Raw genomic sequence first — 20,256 nt, 5'->3', positions numbered from 1 at the left:
GAGGGGCCGCGCATGACACGCGACCCCCAAGTTCCGATTACTCGGTGCGGTACCAGTCAGCTGAGTTCCACAGCTCGCTGTCCCATGTGTTCAACACAACGCCACCCAAGGTGTTTGCGTGAGCCGACACACGACCACGGTCAACCAGTGGGATAATGATATACTCTTGCATCAGCATATCGTTCATCGCTTTGGCCAAACGCGCGCGTTCGTTGATGTCACCTGTTGTTGCCATTTCAGCGACCAGCGCATCATAGGCATCAGACGAATAGCGCGGCATGTTGTTGCCCTGCCATTGTGTCTCAGGACGTGGTGCCTGAGTGCTTTCCCAGTTCGCCATATAGCTTTCTGGATCTGTGCCATCAAAGTTGTTCGCGTACATTTCAACGTCAGCGAAGAACTTCTGAAACGTGTCAGGCGAACCTGGGTCCGAACCAAAGAAGACCGACGCGTCGATGTTGCGTAACTCTGTCTCTACACCAATCTCAGCCCACCACTCTTTGATCAAAGCTTGGAAGTCCTGACGAACAGCGTTCGAGGATGTTTGGTAAAGGATGCTCAGCTCGACACCGTCTTTGTCGCGCGAACCGTCACCGTTGCTATCGGTCCAGCCAGCAGCTTCGAGAACAGCCTTAGCACCTGCGATGTCCTGCGTCAGACACGCGTCGTTTGCAGTCGATGCATAGATTGCGGGAGCTGGCAGAACGTTACATGTCGGACGACCTGCGTCGCCATAACCGATCTCAACCAGCAGTTCGCGGTCGATCGCCATGGACATCGCCTTGCGTACCGCAATGTCTGTCAGGAACGGGTGAGGGTGAGCAGCCGTTGCACGACCTTCACCCAAGTCTGCTGACGGATCGGTCATGTTGACCATGATCCGCTCAACCAGCGTACCGAAGCCAGATACGATCTGACCTTTGCCTGCGGCTTGCATGCCGGCCAGTACGTCGGGTGCCAACTGAAGGTTCCAAGCGTAATCAAATTCGCCAGTCTCGAGAACCGAACGACCCGACGCAGTTGCGTCGCCGCCACCTTTGAAGTTCACACTTGCGAACGCAGGCTTGCCTTCTTCACGGTAGTTGTCGTTGGCCGACAGTGTGATCACGTCATTTGGACGGAATTCATCGACAACAAATGGACCTGTGCCGATCGGGGCAAAGTTCGCATCCGTACACTCAGGCGCCTTTGGACCCAGACACTCAGCAAACTGAGCGGCCTGAATGATCGGCGACTGAGCACCAACAAATGGGCCATATGGGAACGGCTTGGACACGCCAAAGTTCACCACAACTGTCAGCGCGTCGGGTGTCTCAACCGAAGTCACGTCATTGTATTTCTCGGACTGCGCACAGCCGCCACCTTCTGCAGTGCAATACTCCCACGAGAACTTGACGTCCGCGGATGTCACTGGTGTGCCGTCAGACCACAACAGGCCCTCTTTCAGCGTCCAAGTGACCTGTGTCAGTTCTGCGTTCACACCACCGTTTGCTACGGTCGGAACGTCTGCGGCCAACCATGGAATCATGGTGCCGTCTTGGTTGTAGCGTGCCAGAGGTTCGAGAACCAAAGAGGCCGCTTCCAATTCTTTTGTACCACCCGACAAATACGGGTTCATGATCGAAGGCGCCTGCCAATAGATAATATTGACTTGGCCATCGCGGCCGCGCTCGCCTTCGTGCGCATCGGCAACAACCATTGGCGCAAACGCCATTGATGCCACTGCGCCCATCAGGACTGTTTTAAGTGTCATTGTTCTCTCCTTGTTGAGTGCTCTTGAAATCCTCATGAACCACCTTGTTCGCCGGTGGTCTCAAATAGATGACAGGCCACAAAATGACCTGGCTCTAATTCTTGGTATGTTGGTTCGATCTGCTTGCAGATGTCCATCACTGCTGGACAACGTGTGCAGAAATTACAGCCCTTGGGCGGGTTGCTGGGTGAGGGCACATCGCCCGTCAGCACAACACGGTCCGCACCCGTGACTTTGGTTGGGTCAGGCTCAGGAACGGCTGATAGCAACGCTTGGGTATAGGGATGCTTGGGCGTGGCATAGAGCGCCTCGCGCGGGGCCAGCTCGACCACTTTGCCCAGATACATCACAGCCACACGATCGGCGATGTGGCGAACCATACTCAGATCGTGACTGATAAAGAGATAGGTCAGGCCCAATTGTTCTTGCAGATCTTCCAGCAGGTTCACGACCTGCGCTTGGATCGAAACATCAAGTGCGGCGATAGGCTCGTCACACACGATGAACTTGGGGTTCAGGGCCAGCGCACGTGCAATGCCGATACGTTGGCGTTGACCGCCTGAAAATGCTTGTGGGTAACGTTTTGCAAAGGCGCGGTTCAAACCCACCGCATCCATCAGCTCGCCAACCTTTTGTGCCTTCTCGGCCTTGGTCAGTGTGGTGTGCTCGTCCAGGGGCTCTTGGATGATGGCCTGAACTGTCATCCGCGGGTTCAAAGATGCCTGCGGGTCCTGAAACACCATCTGCATCTCGGGCCGCATCGGGCGCAATTCAGACTGAGGTGTTTCGCCGATTTCGATATCGTTGATCTTCACCGACCCATTGGTGATGTCATAGAGCCGCAAAACGGCGCGCCCGCAGGTCGACTTGCCACAGCCACTTTCACCGACCAGCCCCAGCGTTTCGCCTTCGTAGACATCGAACGACACGCCATCGACGGCTTTGACGTCACCAACCTTGCGCCGAAAAAGACCAGCATAGACCGGGAAGTGCATTTTGAGGTCCTTGACCTCGACCAGCTTTTTGGCGGAGTTATCCAGCAATTGGCACAGCCCCCGGATTAAAGCAGGCGGCATCATGACCTGAGGCTACTTCTACACGTGTAGGGTTTTCGCGGGCACAACGGTCCGTCGCCACATCGCAACGATCCAGAAACGGGCATGCAGTCGGGGCAGCACCCAAAATCGGTGGCTGGCCTTCAATTACTGTCAAACGCTCTTCGCGCTCGCCACTGACAGACGGGATCGTCTCCAAAAGCGCGCGGGTATAAGGGTGCTGCGGGTTCTCGAACAATTCTCGCACGGGCGCCTGTTCGACGACTTGCCCGCCGTACATCACCAAAACGCGGTCAGCGATGCCTGCGATCACACCCAAGTCGTGGGTGATCCAGATGACCCCCATACCCAGTTTGGTCCGGAGCTCTTTCATCAGTTCCAAGATTTGCGCTTGGATGGTCACATCTAGCGCTGTTGTCGGTTCGTCAGCGATCAACACCTGTGGATCACACGCCAATGCAATCGCGATCATCACACGTTGGCGCATACCGCCAGAGAATTGGTGTGGAAAATCATCGAGCCGCTGATCTGCATCGGGAATGCCAACTAGTTCCAACAATTCACGCGCCCGAACGCGGGCTTGGCGTTTGTTCATTCCCATGTGCTTGCGCAGGGGTTCGGCCAGCTGGAATCCTACGGTAAAGGTAGGGTTGAGTGACGTCATTGGATCCTGAAACACGAAACCAATCTTGCCGCCACGGATTGCCCGTAGCGTTTCAACATCGGTATTCAGCAAATCAAGCCCATCGAATGACACACGGCCGGCGCGAATTTCGGCAGGTGGCATTGGCAACAGCCCGATCAGCGACATCATCGTTACTGACTTGCCTGACCCACTCTCTCCGACAACGCCTAATAATTCACCGGCAGTCAGATCAAAGCTAACGTCGTTGACCGCGTGGACTTCGCCGCCACGTGTATTAAAAACGGTTTTTAGACCCGAGACATCAAGTACGGGCCCTGTTACGGGCGTGGCCCCATCGGGCATATAGAACCTCCCAAGTGGTTCTGATTATTATTCTTTTTTATCCCCCAAGACGACGCTTGGGTGCAGGCATGCCAAGAACGTAGCAGTTTAAAACCCTCTCGCAAGTCTGTTTTTGTCTCATTGGTCGAAATTTTTGGATCGGCCAAAACTGAGGGCTTCTTTGCTTGACGATTGCCCAATCGCGCCGCACCCTGCAGAGAACCCACACCGAGATGGAATCCCCCAATGACCCCGATGATGATGACTCCGACCGAAATTCTGGCCAAATTGGTTAGTTTTCCGACGGTCAGCAGCGAAACGAATCTACCACTGGTAGACTGGGTCGAGACCTATCTCGAAAGCCATGGGGTCGCGTCTCATCGGGTTTACGACGAGACGGGGCAAAAGGCATCGATCTATGCGAGCATCGGCCCAGATGTCGCGGGTGGTGTCGCTTTGTCTGGACACACGGATGTTGTGCCGGTCGAAGGGCAGGATTGGTCGACCGATCCATGGGAGCTGACTGAAAAAGACGGGCGGCTCTATGCGCGTGGGTCGTGCGACATGAAAGGGTTCGACGCCCTTGCACTGGCCGCCGTGCCAGCAGCCGTCGCAGTAGATCTCAAGCGCCCTCTACAGATTGCATTCTCTTACGACGAAGAAGTTGGTCTTTTGGGCGCGCCTGGTTTGGCCGCGGCAATGCTAGAGACGTTCCCGAACGCCAAGGCCGCAGCTGTTATTGTTGGCGAGCCAACCGAGATGCGTGTCGTTTCAGGCCACAAGGGGTGTGATGCCATCGAAGTGCATGTCCGAGGCTACGAGGTGCATTCCAGCCTCGTGCATGAAGGCGTCAGCGCCATTATGAATGCGGCCAAACTGATCAACTGGATCACCGATCAAACAACGGCCAATATGGCCAAGACCCCTGATCCGGTCGCGGCAATGTTTCATCCCCCCTTCACAACCTTGCATGTCGGGGTAATCAACGGCGGCACGGCTTCGAACATCACAGCCAAAGACTGTCGGTTTAATGTCGACATTCGTTGTGTCCCGACTGAGTCCGGTGCCGACTGGCTTGCCGCACTCCGCGCCGAGGCCGCGCGGATCAGTGCCGATATGCAGGCAATACATCCAGACACCGGCATCGACGTGAAGCTCTTTGCGCCGGGGCCGGGGGTTAAACCCGAAGAAGGCGGCGAAGCCGAACGCCTTGCCCGCCAGCTTACTGGTGACAACGCGTCGCATACAGTTAGCTACGGTACCGACGGCGGGCATTTCCAAGAGGCCGGATTTTCCGTGGTTGTCTGTGGTCCAGGAAACATCGACCAAGCACATAAACCAGACGAATTCCTCGAAATGTCTGAGCTGGCCAAAGGCGAGGTTTTCCTGTCTCGTTTGATCGAACACCTACAAAACTAACGGCGCATCGCCGCAGGCCCCTTGAACGAGTGACCTGCCGACCCAATTTGCGTCCAATGACGACACCAAGGAGCCACCATGCCGATTAAGAATCGATTTGCCGAACTTCACGACGAAATTACCGCATGGCGGCGCGATCTGCACGAGCATCCAGAACTGATGTTCGACACACACCGGACAGCAGCTACGGTCGCCGAAAAGTTGCGGGCATTTGGGTGTGATGACGTCACCGAAGGAATTGGTCGGACGGGCGTTGTCGGCGTGATCAAAGGCAAACAGTCAGTCTCTGGCAAAACGATCGGGTTGCGCGCCGATATGGATGCTCTTCCAATTTTCGAAGACACTGGTCTGCCATATGCATCAAAAACCGAAGGTGTCATGCATGCCTGTGGCCATGACGGTCATACAGCGATGCTGTTGGGCGCTGCGAAATACCTCTGTGAGACCCGCCATTTTGATGGCACTTGCGTCGTAATCTTTCAACCGGCCGAAGAGGGAGGGGGCGGTGGTCGCGAGATGTGCGACGACGGCCTGATGACCCGGTGGAACATCGACGAGGTTTACGGCATGCATAACTGGCCCGGCATGCCGACTGGCAGCTTTCATATTCGCCCCGGTCCCTTTTTCGCTGCAACTGACACATTCGAAATCGATGTGCGTGGGCTCGGCGGACATGCCGCCAAGCCGAATGAGACTGTCGACACTACTGTTCTAGCCAGCAACATGGTGCTCGCGTTCCAATCGATCGCGTCGCGGAATGCTGACCCTGTGAAACAACTCGTTGTTTCAGTCACCAGCTTTGAAACCGAATCCAAGGCGTTCAACGTTATCCCCGAACAGGTCACCCTGCGCGGAACGGTCCGGACGCTCGATCCTGATACACGCGATCTGGCCCGACGCCGCCTGACTGAGATCGCCACACACACTGCGTCTGCCTACGGCGGCTCAGCTACTGTTAACTACATGGACGGCTATCCGGTCATGGTGAACCACGAAGAACCCACCGAATTTGTCTCAGATGTGGCCCGTTCGGTGTCTGGCGACCTCCAAAAGGCCCCTTTGGTAATGGGCGGCGAGGATTTTGCCTTTATGCTCGAGGAACGTCCGGGTGCGTATATTCTTGTCGGCAATGGCGACACGGCGATGGTCCACCACCCCAAATACAACTTTAATGACGATGCAATACCAGCGGGCTGCAGCTGGTGGGCTGATATCATCGAGACGCGGATGCCTGCAGCGTAGGATCGAAACACCCAGCTTTCGTTTCTGCAACGACAGTCCTTGGGCCCGTGTTATGCGGGACCAAGCCTGAAGCACCCGCATGGTCCTGATCGCTGAAGATAGTTAACGGCTTGCGTCTGATCCAATAGCTGGGCTAGGCCATCACAATGAAAACAGAACAGTCCACCGCTACAATCGCCTGCATTAAATGGGGAACCCTCTTTGGGCCCGAGTATGTGAACCGTTTGTATTCTGGTGTCCGACGGCATCTAAAATGTGACATAGATTTCTACTGCATGACCGAGGATTCAAGCGGTTTTAACCCAGATATCAAGGTCATGCCGCTCCCGATTGAACCGTTTCACGAACCGATGAATGCAGCCCTTGCTGTCGCAAATCGACAAGGGGCTATGCGCAAAGTCAGCCTGTTCAAGCCCGGTCTCATTCCAGATTTGACAGGTCCGGTTTTGGGTTTCGATTTGGATGTCGTGATCACCGGAGATTTGACCCCCTTGCTGTCGAACGATCCGGGCAAAATCACCATGCGACATGATTGGGTCGAAGCCCGCCGTGGTCGTAAGACAGGCCATGGTTCCGTCTTTCGCTACGACCCTTCCGCTCACGGCTACCTGTATGATTTAATTGCGGAAAATCCTACGCAAGAAGTAGAAGTCGCCCGTGGGTCTGAGCAGCGATATACGTCGACCAAAGCGCAAGAGCGTGATGATTTCGCCTACATTCCGGGTGATTTGGTTGTCAGCTACAAACACGACTGCATGTCGTTGCCGCCGTTAAACTACTTTAACGTTCCGAAATTACCTAAGAATGCCCGTGTGGTTTGCTTTCATGGTCATCCCAAAATGCCCGAAGCTGTCGAAGGGTATTCAGGCTCTTGGTTGAGATATTCCCGTCCATGCGACTGGCTGGCACATCATTGGATTGATGAGGCGCGCAGGGACCTTGGCGACGAATGGGCTTAGGGATTTCAGTACTTTAGCCGCCTGTATGTGACATGTGTCTAGACATCTGACCATCTGCCTGCTGACGCGAATAGTCAAAGTCATGCCCTTTAGGCTTGAGAGCAATCGCCGCGCGAATAGCGTTTTCTAGATGTAGGTCATTGTCCGGAAAAGCCCGAAGTGGCTCTCGTAAATCGCTAGAACCCTCTTGGCCCAAGCACGTAAAAATTTCACCAGTGCACGTGATCCGCACGCGGTTGCAGCTTTCACAAAAATTGTGCGTCAGTGGCGTGATTAAACCAATTTTTTGGCCGGTTTCTTCGACCCGAATATAGCGGGCAGGACCGCCAGTCCGTTCGGTCAAGTCGTTGACCGTAAAGCGTTCTTCTAAGTTCGCGCGTAGATTTTTGAGGCTCCAATATTGATCTAGACGGTCCTCGTTTCCCAAATCGCCCATCGGCATCACTTCGATAAATGTGAGGTCGAGGTCCTGATCTGCGCACCAGCCTACAAGGTCAAACAATTCGACGTCGTTAAAGTTCTTTAACGCGACTGCGTTAATCTTAACGCGCAATCCCGCGTTCGTTGCGGCCTCAACGCCGCGCAAGACTTGGGGTAGGCGTCCCCAGCGGGTGATTTCCGCAAATTTGTCTGGGTCCAGTGTGTCCAACGACACGTTTACGCGACGGACGCCCGTGGCATACAGCTGGTCTGCATATTTCTCGAGCTGGCTGCCGTTGGTTGTCAACGTTAACTCTTGTAAATCGCCGGTCTCTAGGTGCCGCGACATGGATTCAAAGAAGGTCATGATACCGCGCCGAACCAACGGTTCACCGCCAGTGATACGCAACTTCTTGACGCCAAGTTTGACAAATGTGCTGCAAAGACGATCAAGCTCTTCGAGGGTCAGCAGCTCTTTCTTTGGAAGGAAGCTCATATTTTCGGACATGCAGTAGACACACCGAAAATCGCATCGGTCCGTGACGGAAACGCGAAGGTAGTCAATGCTGCGGGCGAAGGGGTCAATGAGGCTGCTCATGGCTAAAACGTATGCCTGAGCAGGGGATTGCGCAAGGTCGATTCGATGTGTTGCAAGTGTTCATTCCACGCCTTATCTCAGAGGCATGAAGTATATTGTTCCTGCAGTGTCGGGCCTGATTTTATCAGGATGTGTCAACGGTTTAAGTGTCGGTCCATCAGTCAATGAAACTGCTGGAGTGAGTGCCGATCCCAATTTGGTGCGTCCTTTGGCCTGCCCTGCGACATTGGACACCACGCCAGCGCCGCCTCCACCGCCGACCGCGCGTACAGTAGAACAGTTCGATACGACGACAGCCGAAGATCGCGCTGAGGCTGAACTCGCAGGGGAAACAAGATTAGGAAGCACAATTGCGTCCCTTGGATCACCCGCAGATCCGGGGTTCTGGCTAAAGACACCATTTGTGACCGAGCTTGCGATGGGACGGGTTGAGTACCCTGCTAACGGCAAGTCTGTGAATGCCGAATTGCGCCCCTCGGGCGGCGAGGCGGGATCAGGCAGTCAATTGTCATTGCCGGCCATGCGATTGCTCGAGGCGCCGTTGACCGGGCTTCCTGAAGTTATTGTTTACAAGAATTAACCCGAGTTATCGGGGAGCTTGCGAGCAGCCTCTTTGACAGCAAATGGTTTCATGACATCGCTGTGGGCGTCGAGAAATGCTTGGACGCGGGGCGTGTCATGCTTTGACAGTTCGCGCAGCCACCATGCCACTGCCTTTTGCATGAACCAATCTGGATCAGCCACGTAGGTCGCTGCCCAGCCGAGTACGCGGTCGCGAATGGCCTCGTCTTCGGGCTTGGGGTGGTTCTGCTTGGTCCATGGCAGTGTCATGACCAAAACAGCACGGCGGGTCCACATATGCTCTGATGTGACCCAATCTTCGATTTCGTTCACTCGTTCAGGCTGCCAGACCAGACGCTTTTGCCCTGCAATGCAGGCGTGATCGGCGATTGCCCATGCGTCAAAGCTGGGAACCCAAGATTTGGTCAGCTCCCATGCAGCGGTGTCATCGGGGCGAATACGCGCTTGGGTCAGCAGCTTAGACGCGGCGACCATACCCTCGTGAATGTTGCTCTCCCACAGGCCAGAAGCCAACGCCAAACGGTCATGCAGAGACAGCGCCGCGCGCCATGTTTTCACAAAGGCATCGATGTCGGGATTGGCCAAACCCAAGTAGGGACGGTCGATTTTGTGGTAGCCCTGCATACCCAGTGCTTTGACCGGATCAGCGGCCTGACGCATCTCGTTTAGTGCGGCTTCAGGGGTCATTCTACGGTCACTGATTTTGCAAGGTTGCGGGGTTGGTCAACATCTGTGCCCTTCGCGACGGCCGTGTGATACGCGAGCATTTGCGCCGGAACCGCATAGAGGATCGGGGCCAAAAAGTCAGCGATGTCGGGCATGACTATCGTATCCCAGACGCCGTCACTGGCGATGCGTGCGCCCTCAGCGTCGGTGATCAACAGAACCTTGCCGCCACGCGCCATGACTTCTTGCATGTTAGAGACGGTCTTTTCAAACAAGCTATCCCGAGGCGCGAGCACAACAATTGGCACGCGGTCGTCAACCAATGCGATTGGTCCGTGCTTAAGTTCACCTGATGCATAACCTTCGGCGTGTATATAGCTGATTTCCTTTAATTTCAATGCACCTTCGAGGGCAAGAGGGAACATCGCGCCACGACCCAAAAACAGCACGTCTTGGGCCTCGGCCAAGCCGCGAGCCACAGTCTCGGATGCGTCTGCAATGGACATAGCTTGGTTCACAAGGCCCGGCATCAGCCGCACCTGATCAAGCTTTTTCACGAGTTCGTCCGTTGATAGCTCGCCACGTTGGTGGGCGGCTTCGAGAGCCAAGAGCGCCAGAACAGTCAACTGACAAGTGAATGCTTTGGTCGAGGCCACGCCGATCTCCGCACCGGCGTAGATCGGCAAAGCGAGGTCGCTTTCACGAGCAATCGAGCTGGTCGAGACGTTTACGATTGAAAGGATGGTTTCAGCCTTACCCGTGCAATAACGCAAAGCGGCGAGGGTATCAGCAGTCTCGCCGGATTGGCTGACAAACAGCGCCGCAGTCCGGCTAGGGATCGGGGGTTCACGGTAGCGAAACTCGGATGCGACGTCGACTTCGACAGGCATACGGGTGATTTGCTCGAACCAGTACTTGGCCGTCAAACAGGCGAGGTTCGCGGTGCCGCAAGCAACCATAATGATACGGTCAAACTTGGTGAAATCGATCCCGGCACCGGGCAAATTGATCTCGGCACCCTCAGCGGCAACGTAATGACCGACCGCTTCGGACAGCACAGTTGGCTGTTCGGCGATCTCTTTGGCCATAAAGTGTTTGTGCCCACCTTTATCGATCATTGCGGCGTCGATGTTCGTCTTGGTCACCGCACGGCTGGCGATCGCCCCGTTTATATCGCGTATTTCTAACGAGTTACGCGTGATGACAGCCCAGTCACCTTCTTCGAGATAGGTGATTTGATCGGTCATAGGGGCCAATGCGATAGCGTCAGAGCCAACAAACATTTCGCCTTCGCCATGTCCGATTGCCAAAGGCGAACCTTTGCGGGCAGCAATAAGCAGGTCTGCTTGGCCTTGGAACAAGAAACACAGGGCATAGGCGCCATCGATGCGTGCGATCGTCTGTTCTGCAGCGTCGCGGGGACTGTTGCCTTGGTCGAGGTAGTATTGGCACAGCAACGCAACGGTTTCTGTATCGGTGTCTGTGACGTAGCCAATGCCGTTTTCTGTCAGAAATTCACGCAATTCGCGGAAATTCTCAATAATTCCATTGTGAACGACGGCCACATCAGTCGCGCGGTGAGGGTGTGCATTGCCAACATTCGGGGCACCATGAGTGGCCCAGCGTGTGTGACCAATGCCTGCTTTGCCCGCGAGGGGGTTATGCACCAATACGTCGGATAGGTTCACCAGCTTACCGACCGCACGGCGGCGGTCCAGCGCGCCTTCTTTGACAGTGGCGATGCCTGCGCTGTCATAACCGCGGTATTCCAGCCGTTTCAGCGCTTCAACTAGGATTGGCGCTGCTTCATGGTTACCAAGCACCCCTACAATTCCGCACATTTTGACTACCCTTTACCCAATTTAGCCCGCTTGGACTTTAACTTTTCGAACATTTTGCGGGCGAGGCCCGATTTATTTGTCTGTTTACCACGTCCGACGGCCAATGCGCCGTCTTCTACGTCGGTGGTAATGACCGAGCCGCTTGCTGTCATGGCTTCTGCGCCGACAGTAACCGGTGCCACCAGCATGGTGTTTGAGCCAATAAAGGCGCCTGCACCGATGGTCGTCTTATGCTTGAACACGCCGTCATAGTTACATGTCACTGTGCCAGCGCCGATGTTTGCATGTGCGCCAACATCGGCGTCGCCGACATAGGACAGGTGATTGACCTTGGCCCCTTCGGCGATGATGGCGTTTTTCGTCTCGACAAAGTTGCCGATCTTAGTGTTTTCGGCCAACTCTGTACCCGGACGTAGGCGGGCGTATGGGCCAACGATGCTGCCGCGCGAAACATGGCAGCCTTCAAGGTGTGAAAACGCACGAAGGGTTGTCTCGGATTCAACTGTGACCCCAGGACCAAAGACGACATTAGGCTCGATGATTGTGTCACGGCCGATGACTGTGTCATGGCTTAGAAATACGGTTTCTGGCGCGGTCATAGTAACGCCGAGTGTCAACAGCTCGGTCCGGGCGCGGGTTTGGAATGCAGCCTCGGCCACAGCAAGATCGATACGGCTGTTCACGCCCATCGTCTCATTTTCATCGCAGCGCACGACGCTGGCAGACAACCCGCGGTCTCGGGCAAGGCCGACAATGTCGGTCAAATAGTATTCGCCCGAGGCGTTGTCGTTGCCCACCGCATCAATCAGATCGAACAGGGTTTCCGCATCGGCGCAGATAACACCGCTGTTGCACAGGGTGATCGCGCGCTCGGCTTCGGTCGCGTCTTTGAATTCAACGATCCGCTCTAGGGTATCACCCTTGGTCACCAGACGGCCATAACGCGCAGGGTCGGCGGCATCAAAACCTAGGACCACGACAGCATGGTCGCTGCGGGCTTCTATCATCGCCTCAAGCGTTTCTGGGCGGATAAAGGGCGTATCACCGTAAAGAACGATCGCGTCACCGGAAAACCCGGCTAGCGCATTTTTGGCCTGTGCGACCGCATGAGCTGTGCCGAGCCGGTCTTCTTGGATGACGACCTCTGCGGCCTCGTCAAACGCGGTGGCGATAGGGCCGACCCGTTCTGCACCGTGGCCGGTCACGATGACTGTGTGTTCAGGTGACAGGGCTGCGCCCGACATCATTGCGTGTACCAAAAGAGGGGCACCAGCGACCTGATGCAGGACTTTGGGCATGTCAGATGCCATTCGGGTGCCCATACCAGCTGCTAAAATGATCAGCGCCGTTGCCATATTGTACCCTTTGCATTTTGGTCCTCGTGATTTACGTGCTTCTAACGGCTTGTGACCTTGTCGCAAGGGTAAAGCGTTTCAATTTGAGTGTCAGAACATGACAGAACGTGGCGGGAAACCGCCGAGGGGGTACAAGATGCGGACAGTGGTTTTTGATCTTGATGGGACGCTTGCGGACACCAGTGGTGACCTTTTGGCGGCGGCAAATGCTTGTTTCCGCGATTTAGGTCTGGGCGATCTGCTGGTCCCGGGGCCAGATGACGGGATCGCACACCGTGGTGGGCGCGCCATGCTCAAGGCTGGCTTTGACCGGATGGGGCGGGACTATGACGAGGCCGAGATTGATCGCCAGTATCCACGGCTCTTGGCGTTCTATGATGCCAATATCGACGTTCATTCGGTTCTCTACCCTGGAACCCGCGAGGCGATCTTGCGATTGCAGGATGCGGGCTATGTTGTTGCGATTTGTACGAACAAACCGGTGGGCTTGGCCGAAAAACTTATGACCTCGCTCAATTTCCGTGATGAATTTGCGGCTCTTTTGGGGGCCGACAGCTTGGATATACGCAAACCAGACGGGCGTCATCTGACAGAAACTGTTGTGCAGGCGGGTGGGGATCCGGCACGATGTTGTTTGGTTGGCGACACGGCGACAGATCGGAATGCTGCAAAGGATGCAGGGCGTCCTGCAATCCTTGTGACCTTTGGGCCCAACGCCCACACGGTTGCCGATCTTGCGCCAGAAGCCACGATTGATCATTTCGACGAACTCTTCGACGTGGTTGAAGCCCTAAAACTGTGATCTGCGAATAACCCAAACATGCCTTCGGTTTTTCCAAAGAGATTTTGCGCGATTGACGGGGGCGAGGGCCACGTCCAATAGTCAGTGCATGACAGAGATTTTTACCGGTAGTTTCACCCAACAAGAACCGATCCCCCAAGCTGGGATTGATGCGGCCATGGCTGTGATGTTGCACGGTCGATTGCACCGCTATAATGTGGTCGAGGGCGAAACCTCTGAGGCGGCTTTGCTCGAGGTCGAGTTTGCTAAGGCCACGGGTGCGAATTACGCGTTGGCTGTGGCGTCGGGCGGCTATGCGATGGGCTGTGCCTTGCGTGCCTGCGATGTCTTGCCGGGCGATACTGTATTGACCAACACGTTTACACTGGCACCCGTGCCGGGCGCGATCAAAAGCGTTGGCGCGCGTCCGATCTTTGTTGGCGTGACCGAGGATTTGTTGATCGACCTGGATGATCTCGAGGCAAAACTGCCGCTGGCGCGGGTTTTGATGCTCTCGCACATGCGCGGGCACATCTGTGATATGGATCGTCTAGTGGCGATGTGTGACGCCGCTGGTGTTATCGTGATTGAGGATTGCGCCCACACAATGGGCGCTGCGTGGAACGGTGTTCCCAGCGGCCGTCATGGGGCGATGGGGTGTTTTTCGACACAAACCTATAAGCATATCAATTCGGGCGAGGGCGGGCTTCTGATCTCGGATGATCCTGACCTGATGGCCCGCGCTGTCCTGATGTCAGGCAGTTATATGCTGTACGATCGGCACGATGCGGCGCCTGCGCCCGAGCATTTTGAGACGTTGCGATACGAGATGCCAAATGTCTCGGGGCGCATGGACAACCTGCGCGCGGCGATCTTGCGCCCTCAGTTGGCTGATTTACCTGCCCAAGTACAGCGTTGGAACGACCGCTACGGGGTTTTGGACGATGGGTTGGCTGGCGCTACTGGCATGACGGTGATCCCCCGCGACACCAAAGAGAGCTTTGTCGCATCGTCCTATCAATTCTTGCTGTTGGATTGGTCAGATGATGCGATCCGTGACGTGGTTGCGCGGTGTCTCGCCCGCGGCGTTGAATTGAAATGGTTTGGCGCGCCTGATCCTGCTGCCTTTACCTCGCGCTATAGCCACTGGCGATATGCAGCACCCGAGCCTATGCCAGAAAGCGACCGTATTCTGAGCGGGATCATGGATATGCGTCTGCCGCTTACGTTTAGCCTAGAAGACTGCGCCCAGATCGCGCGGATCATTCGGGCCGAAGTCGAAATCGTCTATCAGTCACAAGCCAAGTAACGCCGGTTGATTGGGAATCATTGACCTCGCGCTTGGGTCCGCTCTATTATTTGAACAAATGTTCAATAAAAGGGTCGATGATGTTTCTGACATCGATGGAATTTGATCTGGCGAAGACGCCAACGCGTTGCGAACAATGGTGCACCGCTGGCCGCAGGACCGTCTCAAACCCATCGCGGGCGATGTGGATCGTGACAACCTGTTCCCACACGAGATCTGGCGCGAAATGGGTGACCTTGGACTGCTCGGCGTCACGATTGACCCCGCGTACGGCGGATCAGGAATGAGCTACCTTGCCCATACTGTCGCTGTTGAGGAAATCGCGTGGGCCAGTGCCAGTGTTGCATTGTCTTATGGGGCGCATTCCAACCTTTGCGTGAACCAAATCAAATTGAACGGCACCGAAGAGCAAAAGCAGAGCCTGCTGCCATCGCTTGTTTCAGGCGCACATGTGGGCGCGCTCGCGATGAGCGAGGCTGGCGCCGGATCAGATGTGGTGTCGATGACCCTCGCCGCTGAACGTCGCAACAGCCACTATGTCCTGAACGGGAACAAGTTTTGGATCACAAACGGGGCCGAGGCTCAGACCTTGGTCGTTTATGCAAAAAAAGATCCGGCAGCAGGATCAAAAGGGATCACCGCATTTTTGATTGACCGAGACATGGACGGGTTTTCGACATCGCACCATTTTGACAAACTTGGGATGCGTGGCTTGAATACGGCAGAGCTGATATTTGATGATGTGGCGGTCCCGTTTGAATGTGTTCTGGGCGAAGAGGGGCGCGGCGTCGCCGTTCTGATGTCAGGGCTAGACTATGAACGTGTGGTGTTGGCAGGCATTGGCCTAGGGATCATTGTAGAGGCTGTTGATGCAGACGCCCTAAACGCCGCGGTCGAGGTCGAGATTGCACCTTATCTATTGTGCGCACCGGGGGCCGTTGCCGCGGCCAAGGTGATGGCTCGCGATTTGGGCCCATCGATTACCTCGGATCAGATCGAGGCGACCATTGATGCATTGGTCGCGCGCTGGGGTGACCCCGAGGTTGAACAGGGGCTGTCGGCGTTCTTTGCCAAGGTACCGCCGCCATGGGCCATGAAATAATGCGCCACGCATAGCTGCATTGCAGCACGCGAGGGGTCACACACCCTATACACGGGGCAGATTACGCCGTAAGAGGCCACGAACGGGTGTCATTGCACCTGATGCAAAACCCCGAGGCTTACATGATTTCTACCATTGCCGCCGCACTCGAAGCGCAAGGCTATTCGACTTTGACCCCTGTACAGACAGAGGTTTCGAAACCCGAATTGATCGGGCGCGACATGCTGGTGTCGGCGCAAACTGGATCGGGCAAAACGGTGGGCTTTGGTCTGGCGATCGCGCCGGTCATCCTAGAAGAAGATGGCAACTTTGAACGTGCAGCGTCGCCGCTGGCCCTGTGCATCGCGCCAACGCGTGAATTGGCGATGCAGGTGAAGCGCGAGCTAGAGTGGCTCTACCGCCCTGCAGGTGTCATTGTGACATCCGCCGTTGGTGGTATGGATGCCCGCCAAGAACGCCGTTCGCTAGAGCGCGGTACACACATTGTTGTCGCCACACCGGGGCGTTTGCGCGACCACATCATGCGCGGCTCTCTTGATATGTCTGCGATCCGGTCTGTCGTGCTGGATGAGGCGGACGAAATGCTGGACCTCGGGTTCCGCGAAGATCTCGAATACATTTTGGGCGAAGCGCCTGAAGAACGTCAGACGTTGTTGTTCTCGGCGACTGTTCCGCGTGGAATTGTCGGTCTGGCCAAGGCCTATCAAAAGGACGATGCGGTACGCGTGTCGACCGTGGCCGAACGCGAACAGCATGCTGACATTGAATATCGTGCATTGCGCGTTGCGGGGAATGATCCGGAAAACGCGATCATCAATGTGTTGCGTTACTATGAGGCGGCGAATGCGTTGGTGTTTTGTAACACGCGCGCGGTCGTCAACCGTCTGACATCGCGTTTCGCCAATCGCGGGTTTCAGGTTGTTGCCTTGTCGGGTGAGCTAACCCAAGCAGAGCGAACCCATGCGTTGCAGGCGATGAGGGATGGCCGTGCAAGGGTGTGCGTAGCCACAGATGTCGCCGCGCGTGGTATCGATTTGCCAAAGCTGGAATTGGTCGTTCATGCCGAACTGCCGTCAAATGCTGAGACTTTGCTGCACCGTTCTGGTCGCACCGGACGGGCAGGGCGCAAAGGTGTCTCGGCACTGATCGTGCCACAGCGTTGGTCGAAAAAGGCCGAACGTTTGCTGGGTTGGGCCAAGGTCAAAGCTGAGTGGGACGTACCACCTTCTGCAGATGACGTCTTGCGCCGTGACGAAGAGCGTCTGCTGGCTGACGATGTATGGAAAGCAGAAACAACCAAAGACGAAGCCGTCTTTGCTACAAAGCTGACCGAGATGTATTCACCCGAGCAAATTGCTGCGTCGTATTTGCGTCTCTATCGTGCACGCCAGTCTGCGCCTGAGGATTTGGCTGATCCAGGCTCGGCACCGGCATCGCGCGAACGCAAAGAGCGTGCTCCATTTGGTCCGTCCAAATGGTTCCGCGTAGGAATTGGCCGCAAGGACAAGGCGGAAGCTCGCTGGATTCTGCCCATGCTGTGCCGTGCTGGCGATATTTCGAAAGACGACATCGGTGCGATCCGCGTTCAAGATGCCGAGACCTTTGTCGAGCTAAAAGAGACCAGCGCGCCAGGCTTCAAATCTGCGTTGGGCGATGCGATGGAGCTGGAAAAGGGTGTCGAAGTTACAGAGCTTGCGACAGCACCTGACGCCTCTAAGCTCGCGCGTCCACCACGGTTCGAGGGTAAACCCCGCGATGACCGCAAGGGTGGCAAGCCGCACCGCAAATCCGGACCAGACTCAGATGCACGTCGTGGACCACGGCCGCCGCGTGACGACTATGACAGTGCACCGCGCAAGGAACGTCAAAAAACCGACCGTACTCCTAAACCAAAGGGCGCAGTACCCAAGCCAAAGGCATATGTAAACGAGGGTGTCGACAACTATGAGGCCAAGCCCAAGAAGGTTTGGCCAAAGTCTGACGGTCCAAAGAAAGACAAGCCCAAGTTCGACAAACCCAAAGGTGGCAAGCCGAATTTTGACAAGCCCAAAGGTGGAAAGCCAAAGTTCGACAAACCAAAGGGTGGCAAGGGTAAACCAGAGGGCAAGCCAAGCTTTGATAGCCCGAACGGAAAGCCCGGGCGCAGCAAGTCTCGCAACACCGAGTCGCCAACCAAGCCGCGCTCGGTGAAGGCCGCAGACACAAGCAAACGCTTTACTCCTCCGGGCAAGCCCGGGGGGAAGCCAAAGTTGCGCAAAGCCAAAGGCCCTAACGCGACACCGCGTCGTAAGGGCTAAGATCGCGTTCTTATGATCAAAAAGACATCCCGCCGCTGGTGCCAGCTGCGGGATGTTTTTGTTTGGCCAGAGCGGCAACACCCGACCTCATTTTGGAAATCACGCTGCACGCTAAACAACGCTTTGTGTTGGTCCCCGACAGGGCGGTCGCGTGGGCTTCGTTGATGCATTCGCGGACCATGCATCGCCGCGGCATTGTAGCGCGCAGATTTGCCAATCGCGTTACTCCCCACAATCAGCCGTGTTTTGCACCAAACAACGGCTAAAAACCTTGTCAGAATCCCTGTGGTTGGGTGTCGCGGGGCGTTGACCCTGACCATATGCGGGGGTAGGTAACAGGCAGCCAACATTAGATGCGGGATGTCGTGATGCGACCCTCGCGACATAAGGAGCGCGGTCATGGAAGCCCTCTTAGCCGAATATTTGCCAATTATTGTCTTTTTGGGCCTCGCGATTGCGCTGGGTTTGATCTTGATTGCTGCGGCTGCGGTGGTTGCTGTTCGTAACCCCGACCCAGAAAAGGTCAGCGCCTACGAGTGTGGATTTAACGCTTTCGATGATGCGCGGATGAAGTTCGACGTACGCTTCTATCTTGTTTCGATCTTGTTCATCATCTTCGACCTCGAGGTCGCGTTTTTGTTCCCTTGGGCGGTGGCGTTCAAAGAGATCAGCATGGTTGGGTTCTGGTCGATGATGGTTTTCTTAGGCGTGCTGACGATCGGCTTTGCCTATGAGTGGAAAAAAGGAGCTCTCGAATGGGAGTGATGACAGGCGCAAATACAGCCGGTGGAGATCGCGAAGTCGCGACCCAAGAGCTGAACCGTGAATTGCAAGACAAAGGGTTTTTGCTGACCTCGACCGAGGACATCATCAACTGGGCGCGGACCGGTTCGCTGCACTGGATGACATTTGGCCTGGCCTGTTGTGCGGTCGAGATGATGCACACGTCTATGCCGCGTTATGACCTAGAGCGATTTGGCACGGCGCCACGGGCATCCCCACGCCAGTCGGATCTGATGATTGTTGCAGGGACGTTGACCAACAAAATGGCACCAGCGTTGCGCAAGGTGTACGACCAGATGCCCGAACCACGCTATGTGATCTCGATGGGGTCCTGCGCAAACGGTGGCGGCTACTACCACTATTCTTACAGCGTTGTTCGTGGGTGTGATCGTATCGTGCCTGTCGACGTCTACGTGCCGGGCTGTCCTCCGACAGCTGAGGCGCTGCTTTATGGTATTTTGCAGTTGCAACGCAAAATGCGGCGCACTGGCACATTGGTAAGGTGATCTGAGATGTCGCAAGAAATGAATGACCTTGGCGCGCATATTGTCGCAAAACGTCCCGACTGTGTGCTGTCTCACGAAGTGTCCTATGGGGAACTGAACGTGACAGTCTCGGTCTCGAACCTTGTGGACTTCGTTGAGTTCCTCAAGAGCGATGCGACCTGCAAGTTATCGACATTGGTTGATATTACTGCAGTGGACTATCCCAGCCGCGCCAAACGGTTCGATGTCGTCTATCACATGCTCAGCATGTACCAGAACCACCGTATACGCATCCGGGTTCAAATCCGAGAAGAGGACATGGTTCCGTCGATCATCGACGTCTATCCGGCGGCCAACTGGTTCGAGCGTGAAGTGTTTGACATGTTCGGCATTCTGTTTTCGGGCCACCCCGATCTGCGCCGCATCCTGACGGATTATGGTTTCCGTGGATATCCGTTGCGCAAGGATTTCCCGACAACCGGCTACACCGAAGTGCGTTACGACGAGGCTGAAAAGCGCGTTGTCTATGAACCAGTGAGCCTGGTTCAGGAATATCGCCAGTTTGATTTCATGTCACCGTGGGAAGGGGCTGAATATATCCTGCCCGGCGATGACAAGGTGGAAGAAGCGAAGGGCTGACGC

The 20,256-nt window shown here is 55.6% G+C and carries 17 protein-coding genes and 1 pseudogene; 11 read left to right on the top strand and 7 right to left on the bottom strand.

Translation table 11 applies throughout. From position 1 onward, the window contains the following. Positions 1–37 precede the first annotated feature (37 nt). The 3 genes from TR2A62_RS05640 to TR2A62_RS05630 are packed head-to-tail and all read right to left on the bottom strand — an operon-like array spanning position 38 to position 3,796. On the bottom strand, positions 38–1,753 hold the full coding sequence (locus tag TR2A62_RS05640; protein WP_009157930.1) for a peptide ABC transporter substrate-binding protein: 1,716 nt from the start codon (positions 1,751–1,753) through the stop codon (positions 38–40). 32 nt (positions 1,754–1,785) lie between these two features. Next, the gene (locus TR2A62_RS05635; protein WP_009157640.1) at positions 1,786–2,832 is read right to left on the bottom strand and encodes an ABC transporter ATP-binding protein; all 1,047 of its coding nucleotides are present in this window, start codon (positions 2,830–2,832) and stop codon (positions 1,786–1,788) included. Continuing rightward, positions 2,786–3,796: an ABC transporter ATP-binding protein gene (locus TR2A62_RS05630; protein ID WP_009159478.1), complete on the bottom strand. Its 1,011-nt coding sequence runs from the start codon at positions 3,794–3,796 to the stop codon at positions 2,786–2,788. The genes TR2A62_RS05635 and TR2A62_RS05630 overlap by 47 nt, the downstream gene beginning before the upstream one ends. A gap of 225 nt (positions 3,797–4,021) precedes the next feature. On the opposite strand from TR2A62_RS05630, the gene argE reads away from it, so the two are divergent. From argE to TR2A62_RS05615, 3 genes are all read left to right on the top strand, one after another. Continuing rightward, a complete protein-coding gene (gene argE / locus TR2A62_RS05625) occupies positions 4,022–5,194 on the top strand; it encodes an acetylornithine deacetylase (RefSeq protein WP_009158519.1) in 1,173 nt (390 codons plus the stop codon). Positions 5,195–5,272: 78 nt separating this feature from the next. Further along, positions 5,273–6,436 (top strand): M20 aminoacylase family protein, encoded by a 1,164-nt coding sequence (locus TR2A62_RS05620; RefSeq protein WP_009159008.1) that lies wholly within the window; start codon positions 5,273–5,275, stop codon positions 6,434–6,436. 146 nt (positions 6,437–6,582) lie between these two features. Next, entirely contained in the window at positions 6,583–7,395 is an 813-nt protein-coding gene (locus TR2A62_RS05615) for a hypothetical protein (RefSeq protein ID WP_009157960.1), read from the top strand. A 13-nt stretch (positions 7,396–7,408) separates the two neighbouring features. Here the strand turns inward: TR2A62_RS05615 and moaA are convergent, their stop codons facing one another. After that, entirely contained in the window at positions 7,409–8,413 is a 1,005-nt protein-coding gene (gene moaA / locus TR2A62_RS05610) for a GTP 3',8-cyclase MoaA (protein WP_009157341.1), read from the bottom strand. Positions 8,414–8,498: 85 nt separating this feature from the next. On the opposite strand from moaA, the gene TR2A62_RS05605 reads away from it, so the two are divergent. Further along, positions 8,499–8,993 carry a hypothetical protein gene (locus TR2A62_RS05605; protein ID WP_040820272.1) on the top strand — a complete coding sequence of 165 codons (495 nt, stop codon included), beginning with the start codon at positions 8,499–8,501 and terminating at the stop codon, positions 8,991–8,993. Here TR2A62_RS05605 and TR2A62_RS05600 read toward each other — a convergent pair. From TR2A62_RS05600 to glmU, 3 genes are read right to left on the bottom strand one after another with little or no spacing between them, the layout of a single operon-like run. Beyond that, positions 8,990–9,682, bottom strand: a complete 693-nt coding sequence (locus tag TR2A62_RS05600; protein WP_009160935.1) for a DNA alkylation repair protein — start codon at positions 9,680–9,682, stop codon at positions 8,990–8,992. The two genes, TR2A62_RS05605 and TR2A62_RS05600, sit on opposite strands and share 4 nt — an antisense overlap. Continuing rightward, positions 9,679–11,502 carry a glutamine--fructose-6-phosphate transaminase (isomerizing) gene (gene glmS, locus TR2A62_RS05595; RefSeq protein ID WP_009158385.1) on the bottom strand — a complete coding sequence of 608 codons (1,824 nt, stop codon included), beginning with the start codon at positions 11,500–11,502 and terminating at the stop codon, positions 9,679–9,681. The genes TR2A62_RS05600 and glmS overlap by 4 nt, the downstream gene beginning before the upstream one ends. 5 nt (positions 11,503–11,507) lie before the next feature. Further along, positions 11,508–12,857 carry a bifunctional UDP-N-acetylglucosamine diphosphorylase/glucosamine-1-phosphate N-acetyltransferase GlmU gene (gene glmU / locus TR2A62_RS05590; RefSeq protein WP_009160401.1) on the bottom strand — a complete coding sequence of 450 codons (1,350 nt, stop codon included), beginning with the start codon at positions 12,855–12,857 and terminating at the stop codon, positions 11,508–11,510. A 136-nt stretch (positions 12,858–12,993) separates the two neighbouring features. Between glmU and TR2A62_RS05585 the strand changes: the two genes are divergently transcribed. From TR2A62_RS05585 to TR2A62_RS05550, 7 genes and pseudogenes are all read left to right on the top strand, one after another. Next, positions 12,994–13,659 carry an HAD family hydrolase gene (locus TR2A62_RS05585; RefSeq protein WP_009159155.1) on the top strand — a complete coding sequence of 222 codons (666 nt, stop codon included), beginning with the start codon at positions 12,994–12,996 and terminating at the stop codon, positions 13,657–13,659. An 88-nt stretch (positions 13,660–13,747) separates the two neighbouring features. Beyond that, the gene (locus tag TR2A62_RS05580) at positions 13,748–14,947 is read left to right on the top strand and encodes a DegT/DnrJ/EryC1/StrS aminotransferase family protein (protein ID WP_009158566.1); all 1,200 of its coding nucleotides are present in this window, start codon (positions 13,748–13,750) and stop codon (positions 14,945–14,947) included. An 80-nt stretch (positions 14,948–15,027) separates the two neighbouring features. Then, positions 15,028–15,866, top strand: a pseudogene (locus TR2A62_RS05575) (acyl-CoA dehydrogenase family protein); the annotation flags it as partial. 305 nt (positions 15,867–16,171) lie between these two features. Further along, positions 16,172–18,346, top strand: a complete 2,175-nt coding sequence (locus TR2A62_RS05570; protein WP_040821178.1) for a DEAD/DEAH box helicase — start codon at positions 16,172–16,174, stop codon at positions 18,344–18,346. Positions 18,347–18,745: 399 nt separating this feature from the next. Then, entirely contained in the window at positions 18,746–19,111 is a 366-nt protein-coding gene (locus TR2A62_RS05560) for an NADH-quinone oxidoreductase subunit A (RefSeq protein WP_009159297.1), read from the top strand. Further along, entirely contained in the window at positions 19,102–19,635 is a 534-nt protein-coding gene (locus tag TR2A62_RS05555; RefSeq protein WP_009158422.1) for an NADH-quinone oxidoreductase subunit B family protein, read from the top strand. The genes TR2A62_RS05560 and TR2A62_RS05555 overlap by 10 nt, the downstream gene beginning before the upstream one ends. Before the next feature lie 6 nt (positions 19,636–19,641). Beyond that, positions 19,642–20,253, top strand: a complete 612-nt coding sequence (locus tag TR2A62_RS05550; protein ID WP_009159237.1) for an NADH-quinone oxidoreductase subunit C — start codon at positions 19,642–19,644, stop codon at positions 20,251–20,253. Positions 20,254–20,256 lie beyond the last annotated feature (3 nt).

Source organism: Thalassobium sp. R2A62 (genome assembly GCF_000161835.1).
In the GTDB taxonomy this organism is placed as follows: Bacteria; Pseudomonadota; Alphaproteobacteria; order Rhodobacterales; family Rhodobacteraceae; genus Thalassobium.
This window is presented reverse-complemented; position numbering and strand designations above follow the sequence as displayed.